21 protein-coding genes and 1 riboswitch are annotated in these 21,045 nt (G+C 71.2%); of the genes, 9 read left to right on the forward strand and 12 right to left on the reverse strand.

Annotated features, from left to right (window positions below):
* Positions 1 to 76: 76 nt before the first annotated feature.
* Genes V7Q42_RS12925 through petA form a run of 3 tightly spaced genes read right to left on the reverse strand, consistent with a single transcriptional unit; the run spans position 77 to position 2,752 of the window.
* Positions 77 to 943: a cytochrome c1 gene (locus V7Q42_RS12925; protein WP_333824500.1), complete on the reverse strand. Its 867-nt coding sequence runs from the start codon at positions 941 to 943 to the stop codon at positions 77 to 79.
* 26 nt (positions 944 to 969) lie between these two features.
* Complete coding sequence (locus V7Q42_RS12930; RefSeq protein WP_333824502.1) at positions 970 to 2,202, reverse strand: cytochrome b; 1,233 nt, start codon at positions 2,200 to 2,202, stop codon at positions 970 to 972.
* A gap of 25 nt (positions 2,203 to 2,227) precedes the next feature.
* The gene (petA, locus tag V7Q42_RS12935; RefSeq protein WP_333824503.1) at positions 2,228 to 2,752 is read right to left on the reverse strand and encodes a ubiquinol-cytochrome c reductase iron-sulfur subunit; all 525 of its coding nucleotides are present in this window, start codon (positions 2,750 to 2,752) and stop codon (positions 2,228 to 2,230) included.
* A gap of 381 nt (positions 2,753 to 3,133) precedes the next feature.
* Between petA and V7Q42_RS12940 the strand changes: the two genes are divergently transcribed.
* Together V7Q42_RS12940 and hemF are read left to right on the forward strand one after the other, a co-directional pair.
* Positions 3,134 to 3,631, forward strand: a complete 498-nt coding sequence (locus V7Q42_RS12940; RefSeq protein WP_333824504.1) for a tRNA (cytidine(34)-2'-O)-methyltransferase — start codon at positions 3,134 to 3,136, stop codon at positions 3,629 to 3,631.
* Complete coding sequence (gene hemF / locus V7Q42_RS12945) at positions 3,628 to 4,512, forward strand: oxygen-dependent coproporphyrinogen oxidase (RefSeq protein ID WP_333824506.1); 885 nt, start codon at positions 3,628 to 3,630, stop codon at positions 4,510 to 4,512. Before V7Q42_RS12940 ends, hemF begins: the two co-directional genes overlap by 4 nt.
* 27 nt (positions 4,513 to 4,539) lie before the next feature.
* Here the strand turns inward: hemF and V7Q42_RS12950 are convergent, their stop codons facing one another.
* The 5 genes from V7Q42_RS12950 to V7Q42_RS12970 all read right to left on the reverse strand — a co-directional run bounded on the left by V7Q42_RS12950 (position 4,540) and on the right by V7Q42_RS12970 (position 8,754).
* Positions 4,540 to 5,817, reverse strand: a complete 1,278-nt coding sequence (locus tag V7Q42_RS12950; RefSeq protein ID WP_333824507.1) for a GGDEF domain-containing protein — start codon at positions 5,815 to 5,817, stop codon at positions 4,540 to 4,542.
* Positions 5,818 to 5,908: 91 nt separating this feature from the next.
* The gene (locus V7Q42_RS12955; RefSeq protein ID WP_442958200.1) at positions 5,909 to 7,153 is read right to left on the reverse strand and encodes a CCA tRNA nucleotidyltransferase; all 1,245 of its coding nucleotides are present in this window, start codon (positions 7,151 to 7,153) and stop codon (positions 5,909 to 5,911) included.
* A 17-nt stretch (positions 7,154 to 7,170) separates the two neighbouring features.
* Entirely contained in the window at positions 7,171 to 7,434 is a 264-nt protein-coding gene (locus V7Q42_RS12960; protein WP_333824509.1) for a DUF6111 family protein, read from the reverse strand.
* Positions 7,435 to 7,459: 25 nt separating this feature from the next.
* A complete protein-coding gene (locus tag V7Q42_RS12965; protein ID WP_442958197.1) occupies positions 7,460 to 8,146 on the reverse strand; it encodes a CoA pyrophosphatase in 687 nt (228 codons plus the stop codon).
* Positions 8,143 to 8,754 (reverse strand): DUF1285 domain-containing protein, encoded by a 612-nt coding sequence (locus V7Q42_RS12970; RefSeq protein ID WP_442958198.1) that lies wholly within the window; start codon positions 8,752 to 8,754, stop codon positions 8,143 to 8,145. Before V7Q42_RS12970 ends, V7Q42_RS12965 begins: the two co-directional genes overlap by 4 nt.
* 185 nt (positions 8,755 to 8,939) lie before the next feature.
* On the opposite strand from V7Q42_RS12970, the gene V7Q42_RS12975 reads away from it, so the two are divergent.
* From V7Q42_RS12975 to V7Q42_RS13000, 6 genes are all read left to right on the forward strand, one after another.
* Positions 8,940 to 9,953 carry an AAA family ATPase gene (locus tag V7Q42_RS12975; RefSeq protein WP_333824512.1) on the forward strand — a complete coding sequence of 338 codons (1,014 nt, stop codon included), beginning with the start codon at positions 8,940 to 8,942 and terminating at the stop codon, positions 9,951 to 9,953.
* Between the two features lie 23 nt (positions 9,954 to 9,976).
* Positions 9,977 to 10,957: a DUF58 domain-containing protein gene (locus V7Q42_RS12980; RefSeq protein WP_333824513.1), complete on the forward strand. Its 981-nt coding sequence runs from the start codon at positions 9,977 to 9,979 to the stop codon at positions 10,955 to 10,957.
* Positions 10,954 to 13,764, forward strand: a complete 2,811-nt coding sequence (locus V7Q42_RS12985; RefSeq protein WP_333824514.1) for a DUF4159 domain-containing protein — start codon at positions 10,954 to 10,956, stop codon at positions 13,762 to 13,764. The genes V7Q42_RS12980 and V7Q42_RS12985 overlap by 4 nt, the downstream gene beginning before the upstream one ends.
* A 10-nt stretch (positions 13,765 to 13,774) precedes the next feature.
* The gene (locus V7Q42_RS12990; protein WP_333824515.1) at positions 13,775 to 15,844 is read left to right on the forward strand and encodes a hypothetical protein; all 2,070 of its coding nucleotides are present in this window, start codon (positions 13,775 to 13,777) and stop codon (positions 15,842 to 15,844) included.
* Between the two features lie 118 nt (positions 15,845 to 15,962).
* On the forward strand, positions 15,963 to 16,880 hold the full coding sequence (locus V7Q42_RS12995) for a LysR substrate-binding domain-containing protein (RefSeq protein ID WP_333824516.1): 918 nt from the start codon (positions 15,963 to 15,965) through the stop codon (positions 16,878 to 16,880).
* Between the two features lie 37 nt (positions 16,881 to 16,917).
* Positions 16,918 to 17,325, forward strand: a complete 408-nt coding sequence (locus V7Q42_RS13000) for a DUF2267 domain-containing protein (protein WP_333824542.1) — start codon at positions 16,918 to 16,920, stop codon at positions 17,323 to 17,325.
* A gap of 3 nt (positions 17,326 to 17,328) precedes the next feature.
* Here V7Q42_RS13000 and V7Q42_RS13005 read toward each other — a convergent pair whose 3' ends face one another.
* Genes V7Q42_RS13005 through V7Q42_RS13020 form a run of 4 tightly spaced genes read right to left on the reverse strand, consistent with a single transcriptional unit; the run spans position 17,329 to position 19,793 of the window.
* Positions 17,329 to 18,060: an energy-coupling factor ABC transporter ATP-binding protein gene (locus V7Q42_RS13005; RefSeq protein WP_333824517.1), complete on the reverse strand. Its 732-nt coding sequence runs from the start codon at positions 18,058 to 18,060 to the stop codon at positions 17,329 to 17,331.
* The gene (gene cbiQ, locus V7Q42_RS13010) at positions 18,057 to 18,791 is read right to left on the reverse strand and encodes a cobalt ECF transporter T component CbiQ (protein WP_333824518.1); all 735 of its coding nucleotides are present in this window, start codon (positions 18,789 to 18,791) and stop codon (positions 18,057 to 18,059) included. Before cbiQ ends, V7Q42_RS13005 begins: the two co-directional genes overlap by 4 nt.
* Positions 18,775 to 19,080: an energy-coupling factor ABC transporter substrate-binding protein gene (locus V7Q42_RS13015; protein ID WP_442958199.1), complete on the reverse strand. Its 306-nt coding sequence runs from the start codon at positions 19,078 to 19,080 to the stop codon at positions 18,775 to 18,777. The genes cbiQ and V7Q42_RS13015 overlap by 17 nt, the downstream gene beginning before the upstream one ends.
* A gap of 2 nt (positions 19,081 to 19,082) precedes the next feature.
* Positions 19,083 to 19,793 (reverse strand): energy-coupling factor ABC transporter permease, encoded by a 711-nt coding sequence (locus V7Q42_RS13020; RefSeq protein WP_333824519.1) that lies wholly within the window; start codon positions 19,791 to 19,793, stop codon positions 19,083 to 19,085.
* A 37-nt stretch (positions 19,794 to 19,830) separates the two neighbouring features.
* Positions 19,831 to 20,132, reverse strand: a riboswitch (cobalamin riboswitch).
* Between the two features lie 186 nt (positions 20,133 to 20,318).
* On the opposite strand from V7Q42_RS13020, the gene V7Q42_RS13025 reads away from it, so the two are divergent.
* Positions 20,319 to 20,789, forward strand: a complete 471-nt coding sequence (locus V7Q42_RS13025; RefSeq protein ID WP_333824520.1) for a copper chaperone PCu(A)C — start codon at positions 20,319 to 20,321, stop codon at positions 20,787 to 20,789.
* Positions 20,790 to 21,045: the final 256 nt, after the last annotated feature.

A 21,045-nucleotide genomic window follows, 5' to 3' on the forward strand; every position in this document is an offset into this window, starting at 1 on the left:
CACCAGCGCGCCCACGAAGAAGTCGAGGGCCCCCGGTCGCCCGGGAGCCCTCGTGTTCACCTCGATCGGAGCCGCCTCAGTGGGCGACGTTCGACCAGATCTTGCGCTTCGACAGATAGAGCAGACCGGCCAGCACCACCAGGAACAGGATGACCTTGAGGCCGGTGGACTTGCGCGCCTCGAGCTTCGGCTCGGCCGCCCACATCAGGAAGGCCGAGACGTCGCGAGCATACTGCTCGACGGTGCCCTTGGTGCCGTCGTCGTAGGTCACCATGCCCTCGCTCAGCGGGTTCGGCATGGCGATGCACGAGCCCGAAATGAAGGACTGGTTGTACTGCAGCGCGCCGTCGCAGGTGGTGCCGGCGGGCGCATCGACGTAGCCGGTCATCAGATTGAAGACGTAGTCCGGGCCGGCTTCCGCGTAGAGCGTGAAGGGATCGGCCATGAACGACAGGCCGCCGCGGTGGGCGGCGCGGTTCTTGCCGATCAGCGACAGGTCCGGCGGCAGGGCGCCGCCGAAGGCGGCACGCGCCGCCTCGTCGTTGGCGAACGGCGCCGGGAAGCGATCGGAGGTCCGGCCGTTGCGCTCGAACATCTCACCCGCGTCGTTCGGGCCGTCCTTCACCTTGATCTCGGCGGCGAGCGCCTTGGCCTGGTCCATGGTGAAGCCGGGGCCGCCCGCGTCCGCGAGATTGCGGTAGGCGAGGAGGTTCATCGAGTGACAGGCGGCGCAGACCTCCTTGTACACCTTGTATCCGCGCTGCAGCTGGCCCTTGTCGAAGCGGCCGAACGGGCCGGCGAAGCTCCAGGACTGCATCTCCACCTTGGGGCCGTGCGCCGTCTCCGCCGCCTGCGCCGACTGGCCGCCGAGGGCGAGCCCCGCCGTCAGAGCGAGGGCGCCGAAGGCCCGCGCGATCTTCGAACCGGAAAGGATCATGGTCATTTTTCGTGTCTCCCGATCTCTTCGGTTCAGTGGGCCGCGTTCTTGGCGAGGACGTCGGCCGTGATCGACTCCGGCACCGGCTTCGGCTTCTCGATGAGGCCGAGGACCGGCAGGATCACCAGGAAGTGGAAGAAGTACCAGGCGGTCAGGATGCGCGACGCGATGACGTAGCCACCTTCCGCCGGCTGCGAGCCGAGATAGCCGAGGCCGAGACCGGCGATCACCAGCAGCCAGAAGAACTGCTTGAAGAGCGGACGATAACGACCGGACTTCACCTTCGAGGTGTCGAGCCAGGGCAGGACGAACAGCACGGCGATGGAGCCGAACATGGCGATGACGCCGCCGAGCTTGTCCGGCACCGAGCGCAGGATCGCGTAGAACGGCAGGAAGTACCATTCGGGAACGATGTGCGCCGGCGTCACCATCGGGTTGGCCGGGATGTAGTTGTCCGGATGACCCATGTAGTTCGGCGTGTAGAACAGGAACCAAGCGAAGAACACCAGGAACACCGCCATGCCGAAGGCGTCCTTCAGCGTCGCGTAGGGGGTGAAGGCGACGGTGTCCTGCTCGGACTTCACCTCGACGCCCGCCGGGTTGTTCTGACCGACGACATGCAGCGCCCAGACGTGCAGGACGACGACGGCGGCGATGACGAACGGCAGCAGGTAGTGCAGCGAGAAGAAGCGGTTGAGCGTCGGGTTGTCGACCGAGAAACCGCCCCACAGCCAGATGACGATCGGATCGCCGATCACCGGAATGGCCGAGAACAGGTTGGTGATGACGGTGGCGCCCCAGAACGACATCTGGCCCCACGGCAGCACGTAGCCCATGAAGGCGGTGGCCATCATCAGCAGGAAGATGACGACGCCGAGGATCCACAGGATCTCGCGCGGAGCCTTGTAGGAGCCGTAATACATGCCGCGCAGGATGTGGATGTAGACGGCGATGAAGAACATCGACGCGCCGTTGGCGTGCATGTAGCGCAGGAGCCAACCCCAGTTCACGTCGCGCATGATGTGCTCGACGGAGGTGAAGGCCATCGCGGTGTTCGGCGTGTAGTGCATCACCAGGACGATGCCGGTGATCAGCTGCACCGCCAGCATCATCGACAGGATGCCGCCGAACGTCCACCAGTAGTTGAGGTTCCGCGGCGTCGGATAGGCGACGAAGCTGTCGTAGCTCAGCCGGATGATCGGCAGGCGTTCGTCGATCCAGCGCGTGAAGCCATTGGACGGCGTGTAGGTCGAATGACCGCTCATGTCTTGCTCTCCTGAGGCGCTGGGGTCAGCCGATCTTCACGACCTTGTCCGAGATGAACTCGTAGGGCGGGACGGGCAGGTTGAGAGGCGCGGGACCGGCGTGGATGCGGCCCGAGGCGTCGTAGTGCGAACCGTGGCAGGGGCAGAACCAGCCGTGGTGATCGCCGGCGTTGCCGAGCGGCACACAGCCGAGGTGGGTGCACACGCCGACGACGACGAGCAGGTTCTCGTGGCCCTTCTTGACGCGATCGGCGTCGGACTGCGGGTCCTTGAGGCCCTTCACGTCCATCGCCGCGAGCGCCTTCATCTCCTCCGGCGTGCGATTGCGGATGAACACCGGCTTACCGCGCCACTTCACCGTGATGATCTGGCCCGGCGCGACGGCGGAGACGTCGACCTCGGTGGAAGCGAGCGCCAGCGCCGAGGCATCCGGGTTCATCTGGTCGATGAACGGCCACACCGCCGAAGCGGCGCCCACGGCGGCGACGGCGCCCGTGGCGATGTAGAGGAAGTCGCGGCGCGACGGTTCTGCGGTGTCCATGGTAGCCAAGGTCGGATCCTCTCGCATGTCGTCGGATCTTGGCCTTCCGACTCTCGCGTCGCGTCCGAACACCCCCGAAGAGCCACCGGATCGACCACGCGTGCGCAGGAAGGAATTGCGCTGAGAAACAGGCCACCGGGAGCCGAAAAGCGCCCAGTGTCCGATCGGCCGCCGTTTTGACATCTGGTCGCCGAGATGTCCAGCGACGGGATGTCACTCGTCTCTGCCACCTTTGCCCAATTCTGAGCAATTTATTCGAGTTGTGGCACGGTTGCCGCTACGAACTGCGGCGAATCGGCGCTGTTCCCGGTTCCCGCCGCCGCAACACTCGAAACGAGATCGACCACCCCTCGCCCCGATTCTGCGCCACATCACCGCCACGTTCCAGTCATGACCGACCTGCGTCTCGCCCTCTACCAACCCGACATCCCCCAGAACACCGGCACGCTCCTGCGCGCCGCCGCCTGTCTCGGCCTCGCCGTCGACCTGATCGAGCCCGCCGGTTTCGCCGTCACCGACCGCAACCTCAGACGCGCCGGCATGGACTATCTCGACGCCGCCGTCCTGACCCGCCACACCGGTTGGAACGCCTTCGACGCGGCCCGTCGTGCGAGTGGTCGTCGGCTGGTGCTCTTGACCACCCGCGCCACGACGCCCTACGTCGATTTCGCCTTCGATGATCACGACGTGATCATGGTCGGCCGTGAATCCGCCGGCGTTCCCGACGAGGTCCACGAGAGCGCCGATGCCCGCCTCGTCGTGCCGATGCGGCCGGGGATGCGCTCGCTCAACGTCGCGGTCGCCGCCGTCATGGTGCTCGGCGAGGCGCTGCGCCGAACCCACGGCTTCCCGCCGTTCGACCCGCCCCCAGCCGGAGACGCTCCGTGACCCAGACCGACCTCGCCACGCTGAAGGCCGACACCGCCGCCTGGTTCGCCATCCTGCGCGACCGGATCTGCTCCGCCTTCGAGGCGCTCGAGGACGAGATCGCCACGCCCGGCATCGACGCCGCGCCCGGCCGTTTCGTCCGCACCCCCTGGCAGCGTACCGACGTCGGCGGCGGCCCCGGCGGCGGCGGGGTGATGGGGATGATGCACGGCCGGGTGTTCGAGAAGGTCGGCGTCCACGTCTCCACCGTTCACGGCGAGTTCGCCCCCGAATTCCGCAAGGAGATCCCCGGAGCAGCGGAGGACCCGCGCTTCTGGGCCTCCGGCATCTCGCTCATCGCCCATCCGTGGAATCCGAACGTACCGGCGGTCCACATGAACACCCGCCACGTGGTGACGACGAAGCGCTGGTTCGGCGGTGGCGCCGACCTGACGCCGGTGCTCGATCGCCGACGCACCCAGGAGGATGCGGACACGGTCGCCTTCCATGAAGCCATGGAGGCCGCCTGTGGCGCACACGCCGTCGCCGATTACCCGCGCTACAAGGCGTGGTGCGACGAGTACTTCCACCTGAAACACCGCGACGAGCCGCGCGGCATCGGCGGCATCTTCTACGACCGGCTGGACTCGGGCGACGTCGCCGCCGACTTCGCCTTCACCCGCGCCGTCGGCGAGGCTTTCCTCGGCATCTATCCCGATCTCGTCCGCCGCAACGGCGCGACGCCGTGGACCGACGCCGATCGCGACGAACAGCTCGTCCGCCGCGGCCGCTACGTCGAGTTCAACCTGCTCTACGATCGCGGCACCATCTTCGGATTGAGAACCGGCGGCAACGTCGCCTCGATCCTCTCGTCCATGCCGCCGGTGGTGAAGTGGCCTTGAGGCGCCGGGGTGTGTGAGACGGCCGGCTCACTCGGCCGCTTCCCGCGCCGCCAGTGAGATGCGCCGGCGCCGTGGCATCCGCTCCTGCTCCACCTCGACCACGGTGTAACCGGGTGTGGAGGCGTGGATTCGGTTGCGGCCGAGACGCTTGGCCTCATAGAGCGCGTTGTCGGCGGCGCGGACCAGTTCGTCGGTGCTGACGCCGTCGCTGACGCGCCCCGCCGAGACGCCGATCGATACGGTGACCGTTTCGGCGACGTCGCTGCGGGCATGCGGCAGGTTCATCGCGGCGATGGCGTGGCGCATGCGCTCGGCGACCTTGGTGGCGTCGAGCAGGTCGGTGCCGGGCAGGATGACCAGGAACTCTTCGCCCCCGAAGCGGCCGATGAGATCGTCCTTGCGACGCACCTGATCGCGCGCCACCGCCGCCACCATCTTCAGGCAGCGATCGCCCTCCGGATGGCCGTAGTGGTCGTTGAAGCCCTTGAAGTGATCGACGTCGACCATCATCACCGCCAGCGGTACGCCGGCGTGGAGCGACCGGTCGGCCATCTCGGCGAGATGCGCCTCGAGCCAGCGCCGATTGGCGATGCCGGTCAGCGTGTCGAGGTTCGACAGTTGGCGCAGTTCGTTGTTGGAATGGTTGAGCCGATCGGCGGTGATCTCGCCGCGCAGGTGGCGCAGGTAGGCCCGCCGCAGTTCGCGTTCGATCAGGAACACCGCGACCAGCGTCACCAGCACCACCGCCAGGAATTCGATCGCCGCGGCGATCGCCACCTCCACCGGCAGCCCACCCGCCGCCATCGCCGACCAATGGAGCGCCAGGGCGATGCCCGATGCGCCGGCGGCGTAGGCGAAATGAGGACGCTGAACCACGTTGCCGTAGAGGATCGGCAGAGCGGCGAAATAGTGGTAATGCGCCGCCGACGGCGCTTCGGAGACGAGATAGACCCACAGGATGGTGGCGACGGAGACCACCGTCAGCGCCGCGGACGAGCCCTCGCGCACCCACGGCGTCGTCCCATGGGCGGCGATCAGCGCCACGCCGAAGCCGAGCGGCACCATCACCGCCAGATGGACGAAGGCGGAGACGAAGAACACGTCGGCGACGAGGCGCGCGTCGATGCCGAGGAAGAGGCCGTAACAGACGGCGAACCAGAAGGCGGCGAGCGACAGCCGGCTCCGGCGCGCCGCTCCCTGGTCCTGCTCGTAGCGAGCTTCGAGCGCCGACGGGAAAGCCGTCGGGAACGAACGAGCGGCGAGCGCTCGGTCGACATCCTCGATGGTGACGGTCTGCGGCCCCATGGCGCGTTACCCCGATCTTGCTTCCCTCGGGGTACTCCATGGAATTTAAGGGGGGGCTGCCCCGACCCTTAGAATTCTATGTATCTGTCTTTTAGTCGTTCCGATCGGCGATCTTCTCGGCGATCAGAGCGAGAAGAGCCTCGCGCGGCAGCGAAAAATCGCTCGACACCCACGCCGTTTCGGCGGCCGCCAGGAGCCTGCCGACCATCGGGCCACCGGTCACACCGAGGCGCACCAGATCGCGTCCGCCGATCGGCAGACGCGGCACCGGCCAGCGTTCCGGCAGGTCGAGATGCGGCGCGACCACCGCCCGGCCGACCCGCCCGCGCACATGGGCGAGGAGCAGCGCGTCGCCGAAGGTCTCCGCCCCGACCGCGTGGAGAAGCCGGCGCACCGCCCGCTCGTCGAGCCCCGGATCGATCCGCCGCGACCATGCGACCGCCGCCGCCATCCGTTCGGTCGCCCGGTTGGAGAGCCTTAGCCGGGCCCCGAGCCCGACCGCATCGCCCTCCGTCCAGGCCGAGAGCGCCGCCAGGAACAGCGGCGCGTCGGCGGCGTCGCGCATCGGTCGGCCGGTCGCCGCGGACGTCGCGTGCAGGCGCACGAAGGCGGCGAGGTTCGCCGCCCGCCCCGTCACCCGCTGCAGGATGCCGCAATCGCTCATCTGCGTGATCGTCGCCGGCGCCCCCACCGCCACGACCAGCTTCAGCATCTCCTGACCCGATCGCTCCGCCGACAGCCCGTCGAGGCCGGCCCGCGCCACGATCGCCGCGTGCAACCCGCCGGGGTCGAGCCCGCCGCGCCCGTAGGCCGCATGGAAGCGGAAGAAGCGCAGGATGCGCAGATAGTCCTCGGCGATGCGCGCCGCCGGATCGCCGATGAAACGCACCCGCCGCGCCATGCAGTCGGCGACGCCGCCGACGAAGTCGTGCACAACGCCGTCGAGCGAGGCGTAGAGGGCGTTCATGGTGAAGTCGCGCCGATGCGCATCCGCCGCCCAGTCGCGGCCGAAGGCGACCGTCGCATGGCGGCCGTGGGTCTCGACGTCCTCGCGGAGCGTCGTCACCTCGTAGGGGTGGCCGTCGACCACCACGGTCACCGTGCCGTGATCGATCCCGGTCGGAACCGGCTTCAACCCCGCCGCCGCCGCCCGCGCCATCACCTTCTCGGGCAGCGCCGTGGTGGCGACGTCGACATCCGCGACCCGCAGGCCGAGGAGAGCGTTGCGCACCGCACCGCCGACCACCCAACAGGTGTCGCCGTCGCGTTCGATCGCCGCGAAGAGGCGAGCGAGCGACGGCGCCCGGAGCCAGTCGCAACTCGCCAGCGTCGGCATCGGCGTGGCGGTGGGGGTCACTGGATGTGTCCCGGGACGAGACGACCGTTCTCGAACTTGTCGGGCACGTAGGTGCCGGCGACGTTGCCGTCGTGGAAGGCGGCGAGCGCGATCAGCGAGGCGATCACCAGGACGAGCCCGCCGATCGCCAGTTCGACCATCGGCGCTTCGTCGCGGAAGAGCCCGAACGACACCGCTCGCCGCCGCGCCATCAGGAAGAGCGCGAAGACGACGAAGGGCGACAGGAACAGCGCCACTTCGATGGCGATCAGACGGATCATGGCCTTCTCCGCACCGGTGACCGGGTCACGCCCCCGCCTCCACCGTTCGTTCGGTGCGGCCGTAGGTCCGCTCCCAGATCTGCCGGATGATCCCGGCGGTGACACCCCAGATATAGCGCTCGCCATAGGGCATTTCATAGAAATATCCTGTGCGCCCGTTCCACACCCGGCTGCCGACGCGATGGTTGGCGCCGGTCATCAGGAAGGCGAGCGGCACCTCGAAGACGTCGGCCACTTCGTGCGGATTGGGCGCGTAGGAAAGTCCCGGCCGGACCAGCGCGATCACCGGCACGATCCGATACCCCGAGCCGGAGGCGTAGGGCGGCAGGCAACCGACCGGCAGGACATGCGCCCGATCGAGCCCGATCTCCTCCTCCGCTTCGCGTAGCGCCGTCTCGATCGCGCTGCCGTCCTCGGCGTCGATCTTGCCGCCGGGAAAGGCGACCTGACCGGCGTGGCTCGACAGGTGCTCGGTGCGCTGGGTGAGGATCACCCGCGTCTCGTGCGGCTCGTCGACGAGGCCGATCAACACCGCCGCGTCCTTGAGGCGGCGGCCGACCATCTGCGCCGCGAAGCTCGGATTGAGGGTCAGGTCCGAGCCCCCGGCATCGAAGGGCACGGCGAGCGGATCGACGACGAAATGCGGCCTGACCCGTTCGACGAAGGCCTCCGCCCGAAACGACTCCACGCCCACCGCCTCCGCCGATCTCATTCGATCGCCTCGATCTCGTCCGCCGGAACGATCGGAAAGAACCGTCCCGAGCTCCTGACCCCGAACCACTCGCGCCCGTCGAGCGTCTCGCTCTCGCCGAGCGCCACCAGGTCGTAGAGGACCGGCCTTGCCAGACGCGCCTCGAGCCGGCCTCTGACCCTCACATAGGGTTTCAATCCGCCGTTCACAGCGTCGATCTCGAATCGCAGCGGATGATCGTCGTCGACGACGACACGATCGCCGACGTTGGTCCTCAGCCCCAGCACCTGCTCGCGTCCGGCTCCCTCGACCTGCAGTTCCACCGCGACGAAGGCGACGTCGTCGACGGTGATGCCGCATTTTTCCACCGGCGTGACGAGGTAGGTCCTGCCGTCCTCGTCGCGGCGCAGAACCGAGGCGAAGAGGCGCACCATCGCCTCGCGACCGATCGGCGTGCCGCAGTAGTACCAGGTGCCGTCGGCGGCGATGCGCATGTCGATGTCGCCGCAGAACGGCGGGTTCCAGCGCTCCACCGGCGCCGGACCACGGCCCTCGCCGGCGCCGCCGAGCTTGGCCATCAGGCTCGCCAGACCCTCGCCCGGCGTGTCGCGCTTCGTCGCTTCGCTCACGTTCCTCGCCTCGCTTCCGCCCGATCTCGGCCGTTCACTCCACCGCGATGCCGACGGTTTCGGGATGCGCGTTCCCGCGTATCCTGTCAAACTCGATCCCGGCGTGGAAGCCGCGCCGAGGAAACACCTGCGCGGAAGCCGCGCCCCCTCCCCGGGCCTCGCGCCCGACAGACGAAGACGACGGTATGAACGAGACGACAGGGACGGCGGCGGGCGACGTGGTCGAGCGCGTAGAGCGGGCGATCGAACGACTGGCGGTGGTGCGCGCCGCGATCGGCGAAGTGATCTACGGCCAGGAGAGCGTGGTCGAGAGGACCCTCGTCACCCTGCTCTCCGGCGGCCACGGCCTGCTCGTCGGCGTCCCCGGCCTCGCCAAGACGCGGCTGGTCGAGACCCTCGGCATCGTCCTCGGCCTCGACGCCCGCCGCGTCCAGTTCACCCCCGACCTGATGCCCTCCGACATCCTCGGCTCCGAGGTGCTCGATCAGGCCGCCGACGGCACCCGCTCCTTCCGCTTCATTCAGGGGCCGATCTTCGCCCAGTTGCTGATGGCCGACGAGATCAACCGGGCGAGCCCGCGCACCCAGTCGGCCCTCCTCCAGGCGATGCAGGAGATCCACGTCACCGTCGCCGGCCGCCGCCACGACCTGCCGCGGCCCTTCCACGTGCTCGCCACCCAGAACCCGCTGGAGCAGGAAGGCACCTATCCGCTGCCCGAGGCCCAGCTCGACCGCTTCCTGATGCAGATCGACGTGGACTATCCCTCGATCGAGGCGGAGCGGCAGATCCTCACCGCCACCACCGGCCCGACCGCGCCGGTGGCGCGTCCCGTCCTCGGCGGCGTCGACCTCGTCGACCTCCAGGCCCTGGTCCGCCTGATGCCGGTCGGCGAACGCATCGTCGACGCCATCCTGGCGCTGATCCGCTCGACCCGCCCGCTCGCCCCCGGCGAGGCCGGCGGCCACGACGATCCCGCCCGCCACGTCGCCTGGGGGCCGGGGCCGCGCGCCGGTCAGGCGCTGATGCTGACGGTGCGCGCCCGCGCCCTGCTCCAGGGTCGCCTCGCCCCCGACCTCGACGACGTCGCGGCGCTGGCCGAACCGGTGCTGCAACACCGCATGGCGCTGACCTTCGCCGCCCGCGCCGACGGGATCACGGTGCACGACGTCGTCGCCCACGCCGCCTCCCGAATCGGCTGAGCCCCGCTCACGAGGGACCACCCTTGGTCACGCCCGCCGCATCCCTCGTCGCCCGTCTCGCCACCGGCCTCCGTGCCGCGGCGGCGAGCGACGATGTGGCCGTCGTCGACCGGACGCGCCTCGTCGCCGCGCGCTCTCTCGCCGCCGCCATGCCCGACCTGCTGGTCGAGGCCCGCCGCGTCGCCGCCACCGTCGCCGCCGGCTGGCACGGCCGCCGCCGCGCCGGCTCCGGCGAGACCTTCTGGCAATATCGCCCGCTCACCCCGGGCGAACCGGCGACCGCCATCGACTGGCGCCGCTCCGCCCGCGACGACCTGCTCTACGTGCGCGAGCGCGAATGGGAGGCGGCCCACACCGTGTGGCTCGCCCCCGACCTGTCGCCGTCGATGGACTGGCGCTCCGAGCTCGCCGCCGTCTCCAAACGCGACCGCGCCGTGGTGCTCACCCTGGCGCTCGCCGATCTCCTGGCGCGCGCCGGCGAGCGGGTCGGCATGCCCGGCGTGATGCGGCCGATCACCCATCGCCGCGCCGCCGAGCGCCTCGCCGCCGCCCTCCTCGCCCACCCCGAGCGCCTCGCCCTGCCCGACCCGGGAACCGTCGGCCGCTTCGCCGAACTGGTGCTCGTCGGCGATTTCCTCGACGACTTCGAAACGGTGGAAGCCCGCCTCGGCGCCCTCGCCGCCGGCGGCGCCCGGCTCCACCTCGCCCGCATCGTCGATCCGGCGGAAGCCACCCTGCCGTTCCTCGGCCATCTCGAATTTCGCGACCCGGAGAGCGGCGCCCTCGTCCGCGTGCCGCGCACCGAAGCGCTGACCGAGGCCTGGGCCGCCCGCTGGGCCGCCCACGGCGCGGCGCTCGCCGATCTCGCCCGCCGCGGCGGCTGGACCCTCGTCACCCACGCGACCGACCGCGCCGCCGTCGAGGCCGCGCTGGCACTCCACGCCTCGCTCGGCGGCGAACATCACTTCTCGCCCCTCGCCGAACTCTCGGGGGGCATGCGGTGAACGGTCTCTTCCCCCTCGCCTTCGGCGCGCCGGCGGCGCTTCTCGCCCTCTTCGCCCTGCCGGCGATCTGGTGGCTCCTGCGCCTCACCCCGCCGAAGCCGCGGTCGATCGACTTCCCGCCGACGGTGATGCTGCGCGATCTCGTGCCCGCCGACGAGACCCCGGCCCACACCCCGTGGTGGCTGCTGCTCCTGCGCTTCGCCCTCGCCGTGACGGTGATCCTCGCCCTCGCCGCGCCGGTGTGGCGTCCGACCGTCGACGACGACGGCCGCTCGGGTCCCTTGTGGCTGATCGTCGACGACGGCTGGCCCGCCGCCGCCGACTGGGAGGCGACCCGCGCCGCGATCGAGGCGCGCATCGACCGCGCCGCCCGCCGCAGCCGCACCGTCGTGCTCGTCGCCTCCGCCGACGGCGCCGACCAGACCTTCGATCCGACCGCTCCGGAGGAGGCGAAGCGCCGTCTCGCCACCCTGGCGCCGCGCCCGCGCGCCGACACCCGATCGGATCTCCTCGCCGGCCTGACCCGCTCGGCCGCGGCCCACCCGCCCGGCTCGATCGTCTGGTTCACCCACGGCGTCGATCTCGCCGTCCCGGCCGATGGCCGCGCCTTCGCCGAGGCCCTGGCGAAACTCGCGGACGAAGCCCCGCTCACCATCGCCCCGCCGGCCCGCCTCGCCATCCGCACCGTCGACGCCGTCGACAACGGCCTCGACGCGATGTCGGCGAAACTCGCCCGCGTCACTTCGGAAGCGCCGGCGACCGGCGACCTGCGCGCCCTCGACCCCAAGGGCCGGGTGCTGGCGAACGTGCCCTTCGCCTTCGAGGCCGACCGCGCCACGACCGAAGTCCGCTTCGACCTGCCGACCGCGGTGCGCAACGACGTCGCCCGGGTCGAGATCGCCGGCGAGAGCCATGCCGGCGCGGTGATGCTCCTCGACGAACGCTGGCGCCGCCGCGTCGTCGGCCTCGTCTCAGGCGCCGGATTCGATCGCGCCCAGCCGCTGCTCGGCCCCGGCCACTATCTCGACAAGGCGCTCGCCCCCTTCGCCGATCTGCGCCGCCCCAAGGCGACCGAGACCGGCGCCGCCATCCTCGAGGCGATCGAGGCGAACGTCTCGGTGCTGCTCGTCGCCGACGTCGGCAACATCGTCGGCGAGGCCGGCGTGCGACTGCGGAAATGGATCGAAGGCGGCGGCATCCTCGTCCGCTTCGCCGGTCCTCGACTGACGGGCGGGCGCGACGACGATCCGCTGCTGCCGGTCGAGATCCGCGGCGGCGAACGCACCCTCGGCGGCGCCTTCACCTGGGGCGCCCCGCGCGGCCTCGGCCCCTATCCGGCGACCGGCCCCTTCGCCGGCATGACCCCGGCGGAGGACGTCCGCGTCTCCCGCCAGATCCTCGCCGAACCGGGCCCGGACCTCGCCGATCGCACCTGGGCGGTGCTCGACGACGGAACCCCGCTGGTCACCGCCGCCCGCCGCGGCGCCGGCCGCGTCGTGCTCTTCCACGTCGGCGCCGAGACCTCGTGGTCGAACCTGCCCATCTCCGGCACCTTCGTCGAGATGCTCCGCCGCATCACCGCGCTCTCCGCCGCGACCCGCGCCGAGGGCGCCGGCGGCGTGACCGGCGCCACCACCCTGCCGCCCTGGCGGCTCCTCGACGGCTTCGGGCGGCTGGGCGCCCCCGGTCCCGAAGCCCGGCCGATCGCCGCCGCGGCCCCGCCGGATCATCCCAGCCGCGAGCATCCGCCGGGCCTGTGGGGCAACGGCGACGCCTTCCTGGCGCTGCCGACCCGCCGCGCCGGCGATCCGCTCGCCGCGATCGACCTCGCTCGCCTCGACCGTGTGACGGTCACGCCCCGTCTGCCGGTCGAGCGCCGCGACCTGCGCCCCGTCCTGCTGATCGCGGCGCTGATCCTGGCGCTCGTCGACGCGCTGATCCTGATCGCCCCCCTCCTGCGTCGCCGCCGCGTCGCCACCGCCGCGGCCGGCGCGATCGTCCTCGCGCTGGCGATCGGCGACACCCGCCCGGCCGCAGCCGAGAGCGCCGGCGACGCCTTCGCCCTTTCCGCCACCCACGAGACCCATCTCGCCCACGTGCTGACCGGCGACGCCACGATCGACGACGTCGCCCGCCGCGGTCTCCTCGGGCTCGGCCGCGTGCTGTCCAACCGCACCGCCGTCGATCTCGGCGACCCCGTCGGCGTCGATCCGGCCCGCGACGAGCTCGCCTTCTTCCCCTTCCTCTATTTCCCGATCACCGCCGACGCCTCGATCTCGCCGGTGGCGCTCGGCCGTCTCGACGCCTTCATGAAGAACGGCGGCACGGTGATCTTCGACACCCGCGACGCCGCCGACGCTGACACCCGCGCCGGCACCGGGCGCCCCACCGGGGCGGGCGCCGCGCTCAGGCGCATCCTCGCCGGCCTCGACCTGCCCGAACTCGAACCGGTGCCCGGCGACCACGTGCTCGGCCGCACCTTCTACCTCTTGCGCGATTTCCCCGGCCGCTTCGACGGCCGCCTGTGGGTCGAGGCGACGCCGACCGCCGATCCCGACCGCCCCGACGATAGACCGGCCCGCCCCGGCGACGGCGTCTCGCCGCTGATCGTCACCGGCAACGACCTCGCCGGCGCATGGGCCGTCACCGACGACGGCGACGACCTGCTGCCCATGGCCTCCGCCGACCCGCGCGGCCGCGAGATGGCGCTGCGCGTCGGCGTCAATCTCGTGATGTACACCCTGACCGGCAACTACAAAGCCGATCAGGTCCACGTCCCCGCCCTCCTGCAACGGCTCGGCCGGTGACGGAGGCGCGATGACCTGGACCCTCGACTTCGCCCCCCTCCTGCCGCCGGCGGCGCTCGTCGCGCTGATCCTCGTCGCCGCCGTGGTCGCCGGCCTCGGCCTGTGGGTCGGCCGCCGCGGCGCCCGGCTGCGCGCCGCCGCGCTCGTCCTTCTCGCCCTGGCCACGACCGGCCCCGAGATCCGCCGGGAGCTGCGCAAGCCTCTTCCCGGCGTCGTGGTCCTCGTCACCGACCGCTCGGCGAGCCAGTCGCTGGTCGACCGCGACGCCGAGACCGAGGCCGCCCGCGAGGCGCTCTCCCGGCGCATCGCGGCGCTGCCGGGCATCGAGTTGCGCGAGGCCACCGTCGACGACCGCGCCGGCGTCGACGCCGACGGCACCCGCCTCTTCGACGCTCTCGGCCGGGCGCTCGCCGACGTGCCGCCGGATCGCGTCTCGGGCGTCGTCATGATCACCGACGGGCAGGTCCACGACGTCCCGGCGAACCCGGCCGCCCTCGGCTTCACCGCCCCGCTGCACGTCTTCCTGACCGGCCGCGCCGACGAGATCGACCGCCGCATCGAGATCGTCCGCGCCCCCCGCTTCGGCATCGTCGGCAAGCCCCAGACGATCGCCTTCCGCGTCGTCGACGCCGGCGTCGCCGCCACCGGTTCGCCGGTCGCGGTGACGGTGAAACGCGACGGCGAGGTCGTCGGCACGGTCCGGGCGACGCCGGGCCGCGAGGAGACGATCGAGGTCGACGTGCCCCACGCCGGCGACGTCGTCGTCGAACTCGAGGCGGCCCCGCTCGCCGGCGAACTCACCCCCCTCGACAATCGCACCGCGGCGACCATCGAGGGCATCCGCGAGCACCTGCGCGTCCTCCTCGTCTCGGGCGAACCGCACCCGGGCGAGCGGACGTGGCGCAACCTGCTCAAGTCCGACGCCTCGGTCGACCTCGTCCACTTCACCATCCTGCGCCCGCCGGAGAAGCAGGACGGCACGCCGCTCACCGAGCTGGCGCTGATCGCCTTCCCCACCCGCGAGCTCTTCCAGGAGAAGATCCGCGACTTCGACCTGATCGTCTTCGACCGCTACCGCCGCAAGGCGATCCTGTCGTCGATCTATCTCGACAACATCGCCCGCTGGGTGCGCGACGGCGGCGCCGTGCTGGTCGCCTCCGGCCCCGATCTCGGCGGCTCGGCGAGCCTCTACGACACCCCCCTCGCCGACATCCTGCCGGGCCGGCCCGACGGCGGCATCGTCGAAGAACCCTTCCGCCCGCGCGTCTCCGCCCTCGGCGCCCGCCATCCGGTCACCCGCGACCTGCCCGGCGCCGCGGCCGACCCGCCCGACTGGTCGCGCTGGTTCCGCCTGTCGGGCCTCGCGATCGACGACGATGCGGCGACCGTCCTCACCGGCGCCGGCGATCGTCCGCTTCTGGTGCTCGCCCACAAGGGCAAGGGCCGCGTCGGCCTGCTGACCTCCGATCAGGTGTGGCTGTGGGCCCGCGGCTTCGAAGGCGGCGGCCCCCACGGACCGCTGCTGCGCCGCCTCGCCCACTGGCTGATGAAGGAGCCGGACCTCGAGGAGGAGCGCCTGCGCCTCGTCCGTCAGGGCCGCGACCTCGTCGTCGAACGCCAGACGCTCGCCGACACCGCGGAAGCCGTCGAGGTCGAGAGCCCGACCGGTGCGAAGCGGCGGCTCGATCTCGCCCGCGCCCGCCCCGGCGTGTGGCGGGCCGCCCTGCCGGCGACCGAGCCCGGCCTGTGGCGCGCCACCGACGGCACCCGCACCGCCCTCCTCGCCGTCGGCCCGGCCGATCCGCGCGAATTCGCCGACGTGCTGTCGACCGACCACCTCCTCGCCCCGCTCGCCGCCGCGACCGGCGGATCGATCACCCGCCTCGCCGGCGCCGAACTGCCGCAACCGCTCGTCCGCGATGGCGGCCGGACCATGGCCGGCCCCGGCTGGATCGGCCTCTCCGCCTCCCGCGCCTCGGTGCTGGAGGGCCTCGATCGCCTGCCGTTGTTCGAAGGCCTCCTCGCCCTCTCCCTCCTCCTCGGCCTCTTCGCCGCCGCCTGGTGGCGAGAAGGGCGGTAGAGCGGGTGTCCGAAGACGAGCCCCCTGGGTGGCGCCTCGAAGGCGATTGTCGTCACATATGGAAGCTCCATATATGATCGGCGATATCGATCTCGGAGCCCCCACCCCGGAGCCCCCCATGAACCTGCGCGACCTGCAATATGTCCTCGCCGTCGCCGATCTCGGCCATTTCGGCCGCGCCGCCGAGGCCTGCCACGTGTCGCAGCCGACGCTGTCGGGCCAGATCCTCAAGCTCGAGGACGAACTCGGCGTGCGCATCTTCGAGCGCGTCGGCCGTTCGATCCGTCCGACCCCGGTCGGCGAACAGATCCTCCACCACGCCCGCCGTGCCGTCTCCGCCGCCGACGACATCACCGCGCTCGCCCGGGCGAGCCGCGACCCGCTCGCCGGCCCGCTGCGCCTCGGCGTCATCCCGACGCTCGCCCCCTATCTGATGCCCTTCGTCCTGCCGATCGCCGCGGAAGCGCTGCCGGCGGCACCGCTGATGCTCTACGAGGACCTGACCGCCCATCTCCTCCAGGCGCTGACCGAGGGGCGGCTCGAAGCGGCGATCATCGCCTCCGACCCCGGCGATCCGCGCCTCGCCTCGCATCTCCTCTTCGACGAGCCGTTCTTCGTGGTGCTGCCGCCCGGCCATCCCCTCGCCGCCAAGGCCACCATCCACGCCGACGATCTCGACCCGAAGTCGCTGCTGCTGCTCGCCGACGGCCACTGCCTGCGCGATCAGGCGCTGGAGTTCTGCGGCCACCCCAATCGCGGCGAGACCGCCGGCGCCGACATCCGCGCCACGTCGCTCGAAACGCTGTTGCACCTGACCGCCGCCGACTACGGCATCACGTTGATCCCGCGCCTCGCCGTCGGTCACGACCTCGGCCTGATCGGCCGGCTGGAGGCGCGACCGCTCGAGGGCGACCACCACTTCCGCCGCGTCCGCCTCGTCCACCGGGTCAACACCCCGCGCCAGAAGGCCTTGGCGCTGCTCGCCGACATGATCCGCGACGGCGTGCCGGAAGGGGTGGCGCGGCTGGACGGTTGACCCGGCGTGGAAGGGAGGACGCCCCGTGCCGCTGCCGATGGAATATCAACACGCCTCCGACGACTTCGAGCGCTTCCTCGCCGACGCCCGTGAACGCGCCGATCTCGTCACCCGCAATCAGATCTGGACCATGGTCGACGCGGTGCTGCGCGTCTTCCGCCGCCGCCTGACGGCGAGCGAGGGCCTGCGCTTCGCCGAGGTGCTGCCGCCGGTCCTGCGCGCCATGTTCGTCACCGACTGGGACGTCGACGCGGAACCCGTGCCCTTCGCCGACCGAGCGGCGATGACGGAGGAGGTCCAGGCGGTGCGCGGCAACCACAACTTCGCCCCCGATACCGCCATCGCCTGCGTCGCAGGCGCGCTCCGCGCGGCGGTCGATCCGCAGGCCTTCGAACGGGTGCTGGAGACGCTCCCGGCGGGCGCGCGGGATTTCTGGGCGGCGTGAGGCTCAGATCCCGACCGCGTCCAACCCCGCCCGGTCCATCGCCGCGACGTCGGTGAGGATCGTCTTCGCGTCGCCCACGGCGATCAGCTTGCCGTGGTTGAACAGGGCCGCGTCGTCGGCGAAGCGGTGAGCCATGTCGACGTCGTGGGTGGTGAAGACCAGCGTCGTGCCACGTGCCTCGAGCTCGGCGAGGGTGGCGAGCAGGCGCTTGGCCGAGCGCGCGTCGAGCCCCGCCGTCGGCTCGTCGATCAGCAGCACCTCGGGCCGCATGGCGACCGCCCCGGCGATCGCCGCGCGCTTCTTCTGGCCGAAAGACAGCATGTGGGTCGGTCGATCCGCCAGATCGGCGATGCCCAGCGCCGCAAGCGCCTCCTCGACCCGGGCCCGAACCTCCGCCTCGGCGAGGTCGAGATTCATCGGTCCGAACGACACGTCCTCGAACACCGACGGGGCGAAGAGCTGGTCGTCGGCGTCCTGCAACACGAGGCCGACCCGCCGCCGCCAGGCGACGAGGCCGGTGCGATCGTAGGTCGCCGGCGCCCCGTCGAGGAGGATGCGCCCCCCGGTCGGCTTCAGAGTGCCGTTCAGGTGAAGGAGCAGCGTCGTCTTGCCCGCCCCGTTGGGGCCGAGGATGGCCAGCCGCCGCCCCTTTTCCACCGTCAGATCGAGCCGGTCGAGCGCCGGCACGCCGCCGGGATAGACATGGGTCAGCCCCTCGGCTCGGATCGGGCTCATCGCGTCGCGACCCCGAGAAGGACGAGGGCGGCGAGCGTCGCCACCACACCGGCGAGGCCGGCGACGGTCGCCGGCCGGCGTGGCGTCAGCACCCGCAAGGCACCGCCGTCCCAACCGCGCGCCATCAGCCCCGCCTCCATGCGATGCGCCCGGTCGAGGGCGCGCGGCAGGAGATTGGCGGCGAGAGCGCCGGACGAGCGGATGCGTCGGCGCCAACCGACATGGCCGAGCCGCGCCTCCTGCGCCGCATGCATGGCGGCGAAGGTGTCGGAAAGAACGAAGAGGAAGCGATAGACGAGGAGCGCCAGCTCGACGAGTTCCGTCGGCAACCGCAGACGCGCCAGCCCGGCGACGAGGTCGCTCGCCGGCGTGGTGAAGGCGAGGAGCAGCAGCGCCGCCGCCGCCGCGCCGGCGCGCAGGGTCAGCCCCGCCGCGTCGGCGAAGCCGTTCGGCGCCAGCCCGACGCCGTCGGCCCCGATCGTCACCAGGAGCGTCGCCGCGCCGGTGACGACGAAGCCGAGCGGCGCGGCCATGACGAGTGCCCAGGTCCGCGGCGCCACACCCGCGCCGACGATCGCCGCCGTCGCCGCGACGGCCAGCACCGCCGCGGCGGTCGGCCACGGCGGGAAGGCGAGCGCGACGACGAGCAGCCCGAGGGCGAGGACGACCTTCTCGGCGAGCGATCGTCCGCGCCACCGGTTGGTATGGGCGATTCTATCGACGGTCGTCATCGCGCCGGCGGCTCCCGTGACGACGGCCGAGGACATAACCGAGGATGCCGGCGCCGATCGCCGCCTGCAGGGCGAAGAGCGTGCTCTCGACCTCCTTCGACGGCGGCTCCCAGAACGGCGTGGTCCAGCGGGTGTAGCCGGGTCGAGCCGCTTCGATCGCCTGCGAGGCGACGTCGTCGGTACCGGTGAAGGCACCCTCGAGGCCGGGCCACACCAGCGGCAGGACGATGATCGCCACGGCGACGACGAGAAGGGCGACGGTGCGCCCACGGGTGAGGGTCAGATCCATGATCAGCGCCCTCCCGACAGCGGCGCGAAGCCGTGACCGGCATCGCCGCCGCGACCGACCAGCGCCGCCGCCACGACGACCGTGAGCAGGCCCTCGGCGATCGCCAAGGGCACCTGGGTCACCGCGAAGATGCCGGCGAACTTGACGAAGGATCCGGCGATGCCGGAGGTCGGATCGGGGAAGGCCAGCGCCAGTTGCAGCGACGTGACGACATAGGTCGAAAGATCGGCGAGCGCCGCGCCGAGGAACACCGCCACCGCGATCGGCAGACCGGCTCCGGTCGCCATTCGCCACGCCGCCCAGCCGACCCACGGGCCGGCGATCGCCATCGAGAAGACGTTGGCGCCGAGCGTCGTCAGCCCGCCATGGGCGAGCAGCAGCCCCTGGAACAGGAGCACGATCAGCCCGACCGGCGCCATCACCGCCGGGCCGAAGGTCATGGCGCCGAGGCCGGTGCCGGTCGGATGCGAGCAGGAGCCGGTGACGCTCGGCAGCTTCAGCGCCGACAGGATGAAGGTGAAGGCGCTCGCCGCGGCGAGCGTCAGTCGCGCCTCGGGGCGCTCCTTCAAGGTCCGACGGAGCGCGATCGTTCCGCCGACGACGAAGGGGGTCGCGGCGATCGTCCAACCGATCGCGTGACCCATCGGAAGGAATCCTTCCATGATGTGCATGCGTGTCCACCTCGTGTTCGACGCGCCGTGACCTGAGGCCATCGGCTCGCTCTCGGGACACCCCGCCCGAAAGACGCGCACGGCGCCGGGACCGACGGCAGGTCTCCTGGCTCGCGGGTCTTCGGGTCTCGGTCGAGCCTTCCCGGTCTGACGCTGCATCCTCCGGTGGGGGAGGATGCGACCAGTGGCCGATCGCCGCGTTCGTCACTTTCGAGACGTGGCGATCCGAACCGATACCTCTCCGCTCACAGTTGCGGGGGCAGCCACGGCCGACGCACCCGCTTCGGCCTCTCGTCGAGCGCCGTCGCGAATCTCGTATCCCGTGTTCCCTTTTCACCACGATCACGACGCGATCGTGGCACCATCGGTTCGGACACGGTAAGCACCCGGGGCAGACGGCGCAAGCGCAACCTCCGTCGCGCCCCCTCCCCGAGCCGGCGCACCTCGTCCGAACCATGCCCTCGAATTCCACAACGCGTTGACAGCGCCCCCGCACCGAACTCAGGATGTGCTCTCTTCGGTCGCGCCGGCCACCGTCGCGCAGCCCACGACAACGAGAGCCCATCGATGAACCTTTCGAAGACCCTGGCGTTCGGCGCGATTCTCGCCGTCACCCTGACCGCCGCCCACGCCCAGACGGTCGGCGACCTCACCGTCGACCATCCCTGGAGCCGCGCCACCCCGCCGGCCGCCCCGGTCGGCGCCGGCTATCTGGTCGTCACCAACAAGGGCAAGACAGCCGATCGTCTGGTCTCCGCGGCCTCCGACATCTCCACCAAGGTGGAGCTCCACGAGATGGCGATCACCGACGGCATCATGCGCATGCGCGCCCTCGATCAGGGCATCGCCGTTCCCGCCGGCGGCAAGGTCGAGTTCAAGCCGGGCGGCTACCACATCATGTTCATCGGCCTGAAGCAGCCGATCGCCAAGGATTCGCGCTTCAAGGGCACGCTCACCTTCGAGAAGGCCGGCACCGTCGAGGTCGAATACGTGGTCGAAGGCATGGGCAAGGCCCCCGCCGGCCATTCCGGCCACTGAGGTTCCGCCGACCTCGCCCGCCATCGACCGGCGTGAGGCGGATGTGCCCGGGACGAGCCTCCCGACATTCCGGGCGTCATCTCCGGACTTGATCCGGGGACCCATGATTCGAACAACTCATGGGTGCCCGGGGGTGCCCGGGTCGAGCTCGGGCATGACGGAGGGGAGGTTCGGGTTCTTCTGCGGGGACCGGAGGGGTGCCCGCCTCAGCCGCGCGGCCGCGTCAGGATCGGGAAATAGACGATGGCGAAGCCGG

Source organism: Pinisolibacter sp. (assembly GCF_036782435.1).
Lineage (GTDB): Bacteria > Pseudomonadota > Alphaproteobacteria > Rhizobiales > Ancalomicrobiaceae > CALBKH01.